7 protein-coding genes are annotated in these 13,311 nt (G+C 44.8%); all 7 read right to left on the bottom strand.

What is annotated here, in order from left to right:
* Positions 1-18: 18 nt before the first annotated feature.
* Positions 19-2,427: an ABC transporter permease gene (locus F8C76_RS12035; RefSeq protein ID WP_152131928.1), complete on the bottom strand. Its 2,409-nt coding sequence runs from the start codon at positions 2,425-2,427 to the stop codon at positions 19-21.
* 23 nt (positions 2,428-2,450) lie between these two features.
* Entirely contained in the window at positions 2,451-4,850 is a 2,400-nt protein-coding gene (locus F8C76_RS12030) for an ABC transporter permease (protein WP_152131927.1), read from the bottom strand.
* Positions 4,851-4,874: 24 nt separating this feature from the next.
* Positions 4,875-7,289: an ABC transporter permease gene (locus tag F8C76_RS12025; RefSeq protein WP_152131926.1), complete on the bottom strand. Its 2,415-nt coding sequence runs from the start codon at positions 7,287-7,289 to the stop codon at positions 4,875-4,877.
* Positions 7,290-7,312: 23 nt separating this feature from the next.
* Positions 7,313-9,748 carry an ABC transporter permease gene (locus F8C76_RS12020; RefSeq protein WP_152131925.1) on the bottom strand — a complete coding sequence of 812 codons (2,436 nt, stop codon included), beginning with the start codon at positions 9,746-9,748 and terminating at the stop codon, positions 7,313-7,315.
* Positions 9,749-9,784: 36 nt separating this feature from the next.
* Positions 9,785-10,480: an ABC transporter ATP-binding protein gene (locus tag F8C76_RS12015; protein ID WP_116216585.1), complete on the bottom strand. Its 696-nt coding sequence runs from the start codon at positions 10,478-10,480 to the stop codon at positions 9,785-9,787.
* 66 nt (positions 10,481-10,546) lie between these two features.
* Complete coding sequence (locus tag F8C76_RS12010) at positions 10,547-11,797, bottom strand: efflux RND transporter periplasmic adaptor subunit (RefSeq protein WP_152131924.1); 1,251 nt, start codon at positions 11,795-11,797, stop codon at positions 10,547-10,549.
* Positions 11,798-11,805: 8 nt separating this feature from the next.
* Positions 11,806-13,173, bottom strand: coding sequence for a TolC family protein (locus F8C76_RS12005; protein ID WP_249042409.1), 1,368 nt, complete (start codon positions 13,171-13,173; stop codon positions 11,806-11,808).
* Positions 13,174-13,311: the final 138 nt, after the last annotated feature.

Genomic DNA, 13,311 nt, shown 5'->3' with positions numbered 1-13,311 from the left:
ATTTCCAATTTAAAAGCATTATTCTGTCCGTAAACTTTTTACTGGGTTGGCCGATGCTGCCCTTACGGTTCTTGCCCCCACGGTCAAGAAAGCAATCAGCATTGCCAAAAAACCGGCCATTACGAAATACAGAGGATTCAAGGTGATACGAAAGGGATAAGACTCCAACCAATTGTTCAAAAAGTACCAAGCCAAGGGTACGGCTATGATAAAGGCAAAGCCAACCAATTTCAGGAAATCTTTGGTCAATAATAAGGTAATGGACGACACGCTTGCCCCGATTACTTTCCTAACACCAATTTCCTTGGTACGCTGGGTTACTACTAACATGGACATGGCAAAAAGCCCAATACAGCTCAAGAGAATTCCTAGGACGCTACCGCTTGTGATAATGGTGGCCATGGTCTTTTCCCTCCGAAATGTACGGTCAACATTTTCATCTAAAAAAGACCCCAAAAACTCGGCTTGGGGCTCTACTTTCTCCCAAGCGGCCTTTATGGCATCATAAGATCCGGCGATCGCGGTCGGACTCACTTTTACGTAGGCATAGTAGAGCTCCGATTCTTGGTTCATGAAAAGGGTCAAGGGTTCAATTTCCCTATTTATGTTCTGAAAATGATAATCTTTCAATACTCCAATGACGGTATAAGGGCCTTCGTCTTCCTGGATTTTGACCGATAGGGGGTCTTTCTCGTTCAATTCCTTTGCCATGGCCTCATTGATCACTATACTGAGACTGTCTGCGCCGTATTCTTTGCTAAAAGACCTACCCGAAACCAAGGGAATATCCAAGGTTTTTAAATAATCGTGGTCAACAGTGAGCACATTGGTACCTATACTACGTTCTTTATAATCAAATCGCCATTTACTGGTGGACGAACTACCGTCCCTTCCCCGCCCCAAATTATTATCGGCACCGGTTACACTAAGGATGTTTGGGTTGTTTTTAAGTTCTTCCCGTAGGAGTTTTAACACTCGATAGCTATCCGTTTTGCCATTAAGTGGAATGGAAATCACCTGCTCCTTGTTATAGCCCAAGTCCTTGTTTCTCATATACTGGATTTGTCCATGAAGAACTATGGTGCCGCTTATGAGAACAATGGCAATGACAAATTGAAGCACTATTAGACCGTTACGCAATCGGTTCTTGCCCATTTCCCATTTCCCTTTAAGGGCCCTAATGGCGTTGAGCTTGCTCAATATAAGAGCCGGATATCCGCCGGCAATGAGTGTAATGAACAATAGAGAAAGAAAAAGACCTACCAATATAGCCGGCTTGGATAGATTGGAAAGGGTTGCCTGTGTGTTAAAAAGAGACTTGAAAGGATCCAACAGCAAATGAGCGACTACTAGTCCCAATACAATGGAGACCACAAAAATCAAGATACTCTCCAACCAAAATTGTCCAAAAAGTTGGCGCTTAACTGCTCCAAGGGTTTTTCGCATGCCTATTTCCTTGAGCCGTTTTTCTCCCAAAGCAATGTTCATGTTGATAAAATTGGCACAGGCGATGAAAATGATGAGCAAGGCAATCCCCATAATTAAATAGGGGAAGGTACGGTTGACTATGGCAATACCGGTTGCATAGGAGACAAAGGCAATGTCGGAATAGGGAAGGAGATTAAATTGTTTGTATTGTCCGTTGGTATCGGGCAATGCTCCATCGCGAATCATATTTTGTATCTGATTTTCATAGTGTAGGTTGGCGAAGGAGCGGGTATTTTCTTCAAACCTGGATAGGGAAACACCTTCTTCCAACTCTAAGTAAACCAAATGGTTGTAAGAGTCCCATGTGTCGAGGTTTGGAAGATACTCCGTGTGGTTTTCAAATGGAATTACAATATCAAAGTCCACACTACTGTTCACGGGAGTGTCCTTCAGTATTGAGGCAACCGTGTAAGGAAGTTGCTCCCTGCCTTGTTGTAACAGGATAGTTTCTCCAACGGCATTCGCATCTCCAAATATCCTTTTGGCAGCACTTTCAGTCAGTGCGATGGAATTTTTGTTAGGAATAGGTTCTTGGGTATTGCCCGTGACCACAGGGTAACTGAAAAGAGCAAAAAAATCATTGTCCACATATTCGGCATCCAAATCAAAGTCTTTGTTTTGGTACGTGGCCAAAGCATCTTGGCTAAGGGAGCGGGAAATATGCTTTATTCCGGGCACTTCCTCCTTTAATGCCGGGGCCAAAGGAATAGGATTTACCACACTTATGGTTGTTCCTTTTGGGGTTTGATTGGACAGATATAGTTGATAGACCGAGTCCTTTTTTTTGTGGAATTGGTCAAAGGATAACTCAAACATGGCTGTCATGCCCAAAAGAATTGCTATTGCAAAAGCAGTGGACAATCCAATCAAATTGGCTGTTGTGAAGACTTTGTTTTTGAGAAGATTTCTCCAGGCTATTTTAATATAGTTTTTGAACATGGCTTTCCTCTATTAATGATGAATTACTCCGTCCGTAAACTTTTCACGGGATTGGCCTTTGCAGCCCTAATGGCCTGGAAGCTTACGGTGACCACGGTCACGAATAGGGCCCCGAGCATGGCCAGTGCAAAAATCCACCATTTCAAAATCACGCGATACGGATATTCCTGTAACCATCCATTCATAACGTAATAAGCGATGGGCACAGCTATAAAACAGGAAATGATGACCAGCTTTAAAAAATCTTTGGACAACATGTTCCACACGTTGAAGACGGTAGCCCCCAACACCTTGCGCACTCCAATTTCCTTGGTGCGCTGTTCCGCTACAAAGGAGGTCAACCCAAAAAGGCCCAAACAACTGATCAGAATGGCCAAGGCAGTAAAGATTCCCGAAAGACGACCAATACGCTCCTCAGCGGCAAATTTCTCACCGTATTCCTCATCCACAAAGTCGTACTGGAACGGGATATTGGGAAAGTGCTCCTTGAAGACCCGTTCAATTATGGCCAAATTTTGTCCGGCACTTTGTTTGGGATTCAACCGTAGGTTGTAAAAGGAAGCATTGCCGTATTTATCAAAGGTGTACATCCCTTGTTTTACAGGCTCATATGGGGATTGTGCGATCATATCCTGAACCACGCCAATAACCTTCAAAGACTCACTCGGATTTTCAGTGTCCTTATCCTTTAAAAGTTTGCCAACAGGGTCTTTAAGCCCCATATATTTTACGGCAGTTTCGTTGAGCAGAACAGCATTGGAATCCGAAGGAAACTCCCTTGAAAAATCCCTGCCCTCCACAATTTTTAAATTGAGCGATTTGGCGTACTCGGGGGAAACCTCGGTATAGGCCAAATCTTCTTGGAACCCTTCAGGTTTGCCTTCCCAGGTCCACCCACTTCGATTGGACCAAATGTTGGTGGTTGGGCTACTGGAGGATGACATTTCCACAACCGCCCCGGAGCCGATGAACTCATCTCGCATCAACTCGTATTTTCCGGCAAAATCCTGACTCATGACCGGAACCTGCACCAAACCTTCACGATCGTACCCAATAGGTCGGTTTTTAGCGTGGTTAATTTGTTGCATTACGATGACAGTTCCGATGATAAATGCCACCGAAACGGTAAACTGTAGTACGACCAGGATTTTTCTGGGCAATCCGGAATGCTTCCCTGCCTTGAAGGTGCCCTTTAGTACATCAATGGGCCTGAAGGAGGAAAGGTATAGAGCAGGATAACTGCCGGCCAATAGGGCTGTAGCCAGAATAAATAGAAGGGAGGCCGCCCAAAAACCGGGAAGTGTCCACGGAAAATCCATTTCCTTTCTGGCCAACTCATTGAATCCATTTAAGGATATGGCCACAATAAGAACAGCAATGATAAAGGCCAATAGGACCACCAAAAAGGATTCTCCCAAAAATTGGTTGATCAATTGCCCACGCTGAGAGCCAATGGACTTTCGTATCCCTACTTCCTTGGCCCTTTTTTCGGAACGGGCCGTGCTGAGGTTCATAAAGTTGATACAGGCCAAAAGCAGTACAAAGACCCCAATGATGCCAAACAACCAAACGTATTTTATGCGGCCACCCACCTGCTTTCCATTTTCAAAAAAATTGCGAAGGTGCCAATCCTTCATGGGCAGCAACATAAGCTGGGGATTAAATTCAACGGTATCTTCGTTCAAATCTTTTTTTACATCCTTTATGGCCGATGTAACCCCTTCCATGGTGGTGTTGTCTGCAATTTGAACAAACATTTGGAAAGAATTGTTCCCCCATTGGTCCTCGGATTTCTGAAGCCATTCCGCTGTGGTGATATATTTGTCCCAGGGCATGAGATAATGCATATCATTAAAGGAGGCATTAAAAGGAATGTCCTCATAGACTGCGGTGACCATCATATCATACTGACTGTTGACCTTGATGACCTTCCCAATGGGTTCCTCATTGCCAAAAAGGGCATTGGCCGTAGAAACGGAAATCATAATGGAATTGATTTCCCTTAAGCCGTCCTTTTCTCCCTTTATAATATTTAGGTCAAGCATTTCAGGAGCCTCCTGTTGCATAAAGTTTCCGGTTCTTGAAATACTGGTTTCCTTATATTTTAAATATTGGGAATTGTTCCACGAGGCCATTACCAAGCGCTTGAAATTGTCCATATATCCATCGCGGAACGCTTTTTCCAAAGGACGGGGAATGGCAGGACCTGTACCGGTTTCACCATTAAAGGTTTGCGATTGGAATATCTGGGCGATAGTATCTTTATTGGTGAAATAATCGTTGTGGGTGAGCTCATCCTGCATCCACAAGCCAATAATTAGGGCAACCGCCATGCCCAAGGCCAATCCGCCCACGTTTATGATGGTGTACGCTTTGTGCTTGGTCAGGTTTCTCCAGGCAATTTTTAAATAGTTCTTTAACATGATGGTTTTGTTTTTTGATGTGATTTATTCGGCCCTCAAACTTTTTGCCGGGTTGACCAAACCTGCTTTTATGGCTTGGTAGCTGACCGTTAAAAATGCAACCGCCAAGGCCAAAAGACCGGACAGTAAAAAGACCCACCAAGAAATATTGATCCTATACGCAAAATCTTCCAGCCAACGGCTCATCAAATACCAGCCAATAGGGGTTGCAATGAGTATCGATATCAAAATCAACTTTACAAAATCAAAAGTGAGCAATTGATATATACTTTTGAAAGGGGCTCCAAGAACCATGCGGATGCTGATTTCCTTTTTACGTTGTTCCACCAAAAATGCGGAAAGGGCAAAGAGGCCCAAACAGGCCACAAGAATGGCAAATAGGGCAAAGCTGTTGAATATTTTTCCCATGCGCTGGACATCGTCATGCATTTGCGCAAACTCCTGATCTAAAAAGGTATACTCAAATGCTTGTTGGGGTACATAGTCCTGCCATATGGCTTCAATGGCATGGATTGCCCTAGTGGTTTCCCCCTTGTTCAATTTTACCGCGACCATACTTGGACTATTGCCAATGACCAATGAGACTGGGGCAATTTCTTCTTTGAGATTTTTATAATGGAAATCCTCAAGGACACCGATTATGGTCCAATCTTCACCATTATTGATCCGTTTGCCTATGGGATTATCAAAGCCCAATTCCTTCGCCATGGATGAGTTAATGACTATGGCAGACGAATCGCTGGCAAATTCCTCGGAAAATCCCCTTCCATTTTTAACCTGTAGCCCCAGGGTTTGTATATAATCATGGTCTACCCGCCATACTTGTGCGGGAACGGAAATTTCCTGCCCTTCATTACCAATCAAACCAAAAGTGTTCCCATTTCGTTTTGTGCCCTCTATGGGAAGGTAATCACTTATGGTCACCGATTTTACATTGGATGATTCAAGAAGCCTTTCCTTAAAGGACTCAGTATTGTTTTTTAATAAGTTGGTTCCCTTGATGACCAAAACCTGTTCCTTGTTGAACCCCAGTTTCTTGTCCAAAATGAAGTTCATTTGCTTATAAATGATCAAGGTGCCAATAATCAAGACTACCGAAGTGGTAAACTGAAAAACAACCAATCCACTGCGGAGTTTTCCGCTTTTGCTTCCCGTACTCAGGGAACCCTTTAGCACGTTCACCGGTTTAAAGGCGGATAGGTAAAAGGCAGGATATAGCCCAGCAATGATCCCTATGATCAAGGCGGCCACCCCTATTATGGGTAGGAACCACCATGTTCCCCATGGCATTCCAATGTTTTTGGCGGCAATGGAGTTAAAGGTAGGGAGCAGCCCCCAAGCCAATAAGACCCCAATAACAAAGGAGATGATGCTAAAGATGATGGACTCGGTTAAAAACTGGCTCACTAAATCGCTCCGAAAGGCTCCTACCGTCTTTTTCAACCCCACCTCTTTGGCCCTATTGGCAGACTTGGCGGTAGACAAATTGATGAAATTTATTACTGCCAGCAATAAAACAAACCCCGCAATGGCAGCAAACAACCAAACAAAGCGAATGTCGCCATGTTTTAGCCCATCACCCATCTTTAAATCCGATTTTAGGTGAATGTCCCCAATGGGTTGTAGTTTGTACTCCAGGGTTTGTAAGACTTCCATGAAGTTCTCTCCCCGCATTCTTTCGCGATAGGCGGGAATGACAAAATTATCTAGAATGGAGTGCATTTTCTTTTCCAAAGAGGAAACATCAACATTGTCATCCAGCAACACATAGGTAAAGTAATTGTTGTTGGACCAACTCATATTGGTGTCCTCAATCGCCAAGAGGAAATCAAAGTCCATATGCGATTTTTTCGAAAGATCTTCCTTGATGATTCCTGTCACCGTGTAGGGTCTACTGGAATTGTCGTCAAGAAAAACCGTTTTGCCCACGGCATTGCCATCAGGGAAATATTTGGCCGCCTTGGAGGCCGTCAATACAATGCTACCGGGATTAACCAATAGATTTTGAGGATTGCCCTGTTCCAGTTCCAATTCCAATAGGTCAAAAACGGGCTGGTCCGCATATATAAACCCTTCTTCAAAGTTGTTTTGGGTGGTTCCTTCCGCTCGCAACGCCCTTCTTCCCGCACCAAAAAGTTCACTGGTGTTTATCTTTCCCGCTTTTTGGATTTCCGGAAAAGTAGATGCCAATGTTTCGGCAAAAGGAAGTTGAAAATGAACGCTTTTAAGCTGTTCGCCATTCATCATACCTTGCATGACCACGCGGTAGAGGCGATCTTTGTTCTTGTAATGGGTATCGTAGCCCAGTTCATTTTTTATAAAAAGGGCTATCAAAAGACAAGCGGCAATGCCTACGGCAAAACCACCGATTTTAATGGCTGTAAACAGTTTGTCCTTTTTGATGTTGCGCCAGGCAATCTTTATATAGTTTTTGAACATGGCTTTTCGTTTTTTGATGATGATTATTCTGTTCTTAGGCTTTTTATGGGATTCACAATGGCCGCTTTTATGCTCTGATAGCCCACTGTAAGCACCGCCACGCCAATGGCCAAAAGGGCCGCCAAGGCAAACACCCACCATCCTATCTCTATCCGATAGGAAAAATCTTCCAACCACTTGTCCATGGCAAACCAGCCAATGGGCAAGGAGATAAGGATGGAGATCCCGACCATTTTTAGGAAGTCGGTGGTCAATCGGTAGGTAATCTGTTGTACACTGGCCCCCAACACTTTTCGGATACCGATTTCCTTGGTTCGCTTTTGTGCGTTGAAGGCGGCAAGCCCGAACAAGCCCAAGCAAGCAATCAAAATGGACAGTACCGTGAAGACCATGAATATTTTGCCCAAACGTTGTTCTGCATCATAGGTGGTGTTGAAGGAATCGTCCATAAATCGATAGTTGAAAGGCTGCCCTGGAGCAAACCTGTTCCAAATTCCTTCTATTTTGGCAATGGCCGATGAAAAGTCACCAGCATTCAATCGTACTGCCAACATACCCGACGGTTGTCTGTCCAAAAAGAGACCCAATGCCCCAATATTTTCCCGCAAGGACTCGTAATGGAAGTTTTTGACCACCCCGATAATGGTGCTGAACCTGAGTTCTTCAACGGCTAGGTCATCGGTCATTTTAAGGCCCAATGCTTCTTCCGCGCTAAGACCAAGAATTTTTAGGGCTGCTTCATTGATGATCATCCCCGTGGAGTCGGCCCCAAATTCGTTACTGAAATTGCGTCCGGCAATGAGCTCCATATCCATCGTATTTATGTAATCTTCATCAACGGCCCATGTTTGCATTTGAACGGCATTTTCTTGGCTCAAAGCCCCTTCTTTGACAAAGGATCCGTTGGAACGGGATGAAGGTGTGGGGAAATAAGAGCTTAGGGTGGCATTTTTGGTCTGACTTAGTTTGAGAACTTCTTCTTTAAGGGCTTCTACCTGGGATCCGGCGGAAAAAACATCGTCTATCAGAACCACTTGATCTTTGGTAAAGCCCAAGTCTTTGTTTTGAATGAATGTCAGCTGTTGAAAAACAACAATCGTACTGACAATCAAAAATACCGAAATGGCAAACTGGAACACCACCAATGCATTGCGTACGTTGCCACCTCCCACATCACTTTGTCCACCTCCCTTAAGGGTTTTCACGGGCATAAACCGCGACATGAAAAAGGCAGGATAGCTACCGGAGAATATCCCCAAGATAATAGTGGCCAATAGCAGAATTCCCCAAAATATTGGATTTGTATAGGGTATGGCAATCGACTTTCCGGCAAGTTCATTGAAAAAGGGAAGTACTACTGAGGCAATGACCAGCGCTACCAAGAGTGAAATGAATGAGATAAGCCCTGATTCGATCAAGAACTGGCGTACCAAGTCTATTTTATTGGACCCCAAGGTTCTTCTTATCCCCACTTCTTTGGCCCTTTTCAAGGAATAAGCCGTGGAGAGGTTCATGAAGTTCACACAGGCAAGAACAATCAAAAACAAGCTTATAAACGAAAGGATGTACACATTTTGCATGGTACTGTTGGAGCTCATTTCGGATTGCCTATTTGAATGGAGGTGAATGTCCGTCAAGGGCATGGTATGATAGTTGACGAAGTTCCCCGAAGCAAGGAAGGATTCCTTGGTGATGCCTGGAAAATAATTCTGCGCCCAAGGCAGTAAATAGTTGTCGAAGAGCGTATTCAATGGAACTTGGAAGTCTGCCACGTTCGCCGAGGGAATGAGTTTGACGAACGTATAGTAATTGTGACTGCCCCAATCGGGTGACCGGGAATCCGCAAAACCGCTCATGGCCATAAAAACGGAATGGTCCCTCAAGAACGAATTTTTTGGAAGGTCATCAATGATTCCCGTAACGGTATAAGTATCCGTATTGTTCAGCAATAGACTTTGCCCCAAAGCGTCTTTGATCCCAAAATGCTTTTCAGCGGCAGTTTTTGTCAGGATCAAAGTATTGGGTTGGGCCAGGGCTGTTTTGGAATCGCCCACCAAGAGGGTTATCCCAAAGAAGTCAAAGAAGGTAGAATCGGCAAAAGCAACTCTGGGCTCTTTGGTGTTTGCGGAGGTTCCACTTTTTCTCAAGAGCAGGCTGCCCCGGTCCCGAAACCGCATGACAGATTCCACCTGTGGAAAATCCCTGAGTATGACTTCGGCCATGGGAGCTGCAGCTTCAGAAGCTTTGATTTCGGCTCCACCGAATTTAATGTCCGTGTCAATCCGGTAGATGCGTTCGGCATCCGCGAACATTTTGTCATAGCTCAATTCGTCATGGATGAAGAGACAGATAAGCAGAGCACCGGCCATTCCAATAGCAAGGCCAAAAGTGTTGAGAAACGTGAAAAAGGGTTGCTTTTTTAGATTCCTCCAGGCAATTTTTATGTTGTTCTTAAACATGACGTTTGGTTTTGATGATGATTGATGAATAAACCCCTAGACCATTGCCCCCATGGGCTTGTTCTGACTTTCAGTGACAATTTGCCCATCGAACAGGTTGATGACCCTGTGCGCATAATGCGAATCGCGGTCGGAGTGGGTCACCATAACAATGGTGGTGCCTTCTTGGTTCAGTTCGGTCAATAGGTTCATGACCTCGATACCATTTTTGGAATCCAGGTTCCCCGTAGGCTCATCCGCCAAAATCAGTTTTGGGTTGGTAACCACGGCCCGGGCAATGGCCACCCTTTGCTGCTGTCCACCGGACAGTTGTTGTGGAAAGTGCTTTTCACGATGCGCAATTTTCATGCGCTCCAAGACTGCCTTTACTTTTTCACGACGCTCAGATTTGTTCATTTTTAGATAGATGAGGGGTAGCTCCACATTTTCGAAAACCGTAAGCTCATCAATAAGGTTAAAGCTTTGGAAGACAAAGCCTAGGTTTCCTTTTCGCAATTGGGTGCGTTGGCTTTCCTTGAGCCCCCCCACTTGATGGCCGGCAAACTCATAGCTTCCCTCGGTAGGGTTGTCCAACATTCCAATAATATTCAGGAGGGTGGATTTCCCACACCCGGACGGCCCCATGATGGCCACAAATTCTCCCTCGGCAACCTTTAGGTTTACCCCGTTCAGGGCCAAGGTTTCCACTTCTTCGGTTCTGAAGCTTTTTTTAAGATTCTGTATCTGTATCATTTTTATGGTTGTTTCGCTGTTAGTATATAGACTTCTCTAAATCAATAGGTGTTACAGGTTGCACGGTTATTTTAACACAATCCGTTCTGCTGTCCCAAAACTGTCATAGTTGCTGGTAATCACTTCTTCTCCAGGTTGTAGGCCTTCAAGGACCTCATAGTACCTTGAATTCTGTTTGCCCAGACGTACATTACGTTTTAGGGCCTCGCCGCCATCAGGGTTCACCACAAATACCCATTGGCCCCCGGTACTCTGGAAGAACCCGCCTTTGGGCAACAAAAGGGCTTCGTTGGATTCGCCCAACTGTAGGCGAATGTTGTAGCTCTGTCCTGCGCGGATGGTCTCGGGCTTTTCATCGGTAAATACCAAATCTACCTTAAAGCGACCGTTCCGAACTTCGGGGTACACCTTGCGCAGTCGTAGACCGTATTCCTTTTCATTACGCTCCAAGGTTGCGGACAGGTCCCGTTTTACCCGATCAATGTAGTGCTCGTCTATTTCGGCCTCGATCTTAAAATCGGTGAGTACGTTGATTTGACCGATACGTTCCCCTTGGGCAATGTTCTGTCCAATCTCGGCATCCAAAAACCCAAGCTGGCCATCTGCAGGGGCGCGGACGTTGAGATGGTCCAAACGCTCATAGACCATGGAAAGGGTCTTGTGCATCCGGGCCAAATCGGCATCCAGACCGGTCAAGGAAGTTTCTCTCAACTCATCATCCTGCTCGGTCTGCAGTTTTACAATATCATATTGTTTTTTGGCGAGCTCGTAATTCTCCTTGGAAAGAAGGTAGGTTTCTTTGGAAATCAGTTCGTCCTTGAACAACTCTTCGTTCTGTTCGTAATTTCGCTTTAGGCGTTGAAGGTCATACTCGGCGGTGGCCAAGTTCCGTTTGCCCTCTACTTGTCTTGAATCGAAGGTAAGTTTGGTGGAGCGAAGGTCGTTCTGCTTGAGGGCCAAGTTACTCTCGCTCGCCAAGATCTGTTCGTAAAGACCCATATTTTCGAGTTTGAGAATGATGTCACCCTTTTTTACCATGGATCCTTCCTCGATCAATTTTTCCGAAACCCTTCCGCCTTCATAGGCATCCATATAGATGGTGGCAATTGGGGCCACGGTACCGTTGATGGTAATATAGTCATCAAACTTGCCGGCAGTGACCTGTGCTATGGAAAGGCGTTCCTTTTCGGTCCTGAAGGTGGAAACGGAACTGGCAAAAAGCAGCTTCCATCCCACGAACAATAAAAGTACGCCCAAGGCTATATAGCCGTAATGTTTGGGTTTAAGTCCTTTCTTTTTCTCTAATTGTATATCCATGGTTCTGATTAGTTGATATTAAAAATGGGCAGGCCGCTATAAAAATCTATGGTGCTCTTGTTCACTCTCAACCGGAGACCTACCTGTAAGTTTTCGTTTTGTGCCACGCCGTACAAATTCTTGGCCTGAAAAAGGTCCAAGGCATTGATGAGTCCTTTTTCGTAGCGTTTTTGGGCAATGGTGAACGCCAATTGTTGGGCCTCCACCTTTTGGTTGCTTTGCTCGTATTCTGCAATCAATGCCTGATTGGTCTGTACGAGCTGTTGCAATAACTGAAAGAGCTCCTGCTCTTGGATCTTAAGATTGTTCTGTGCCTGCAAATAGGCAATTTTTTGCTGTTTTACCCGGGAATGGTTGGACCATCCATTACTGATGGGGATGCTCAGTTCGGCCCCTACAAACTTGGAGGTGTTGTCGTTGAACTGGGTCTTAAAGGGAATGATGTTCCCATTCTCATCCACATTCGTCTCAAAATAACTGGTCCCGTACCCGGCGACCAAGGAAAGGGAAGGATAAAGTGCCCCCCTGGTGGCCTGAAGTTGTTTTTTGGCAGCACTTACCCGGTATTCCTGTGATTTCACCAAGGGCACAAATCCTCTTGCAGTTTCATATAAGGAGTCCAAGGGAGCGCTTTCAATTTCATTGGGAAGGGGTTCCAAAGTTTCCTGTAGGGTAATATCCGTTACTTCGTTGAGGTTCATTTCTTGAAGCAAAACCAACTTGGCATTGGTGAGCAGGTTTCTGTTCTGGGTCACCAATAATTTATCGCCCAACAGATTGGATTCGGCCTCGTAGAGGTCGGCACCCGCCATGATGCCCAGTTCCACTTGCTTTGCAACCAAATCGTAATTGGCTTGGGAGATTTCCTGTTGTTCCAAGGAATTGGTCACAAGGCCTTCATAAAATTTAATATCGTAAAAAGCGCTCATCACCCTGAAGGCCAAGAGGAATTTTTCTTGTAACACATCTTCCTGTGTGGCCTTCAAAATGAATTTTGAGGCTTTTATCGAGTTCAATTTTTGAAACCCCTGAAATAGTCCCATGTTGGCACTTAGGGAGTAATTGTTGCTAAAGAATTCCGTGTTCACATAATCGTTGGTGTTCGGGTCGGCCGATCTACCGTAGCGAATCCTATAATCGGTATAGCCGCCCACAGAGGGCAACAAATCACGGATTGACTGGCGATAGGTCTCTTTGCTCGAGTCGCGGTTATAGTTGGTGTTCTTTACCTGAAGGTTGTGCTCAATGGCGTAGGCCACACATTCGTCCAAGGTCCAGGTCTCTTGTGAAAACCCGGAGATTGCAACGAAAAATAAAAGGCCGGTAATGTATGTTCTAAGGTTCATAATGTATTCCTGTGCCAAAACTATGTCCATTCTTATGCCAAAAACATAATAGTCTAATTATCAATTAATTAAAATATTTTCTAAAAAGAAAGTTAAGCATAGGTGTAAAATATTTATACAAAAAATGTCAAATTATTTTACACATCGATGGCTTGCATTGTACCAATT

Origin of the sequence: Flagellimonas olearia (assembly GCF_009184425.1) — a bacterium.
GTDB classification, from domain to species: domain Bacteria; phylum Bacteroidota; class Bacteroidia; order Flavobacteriales; family Flavobacteriaceae; genus Flagellimonas; species Flagellimonas olearia.
This window is presented reverse-complemented; position numbering and strand designations above follow the sequence as displayed.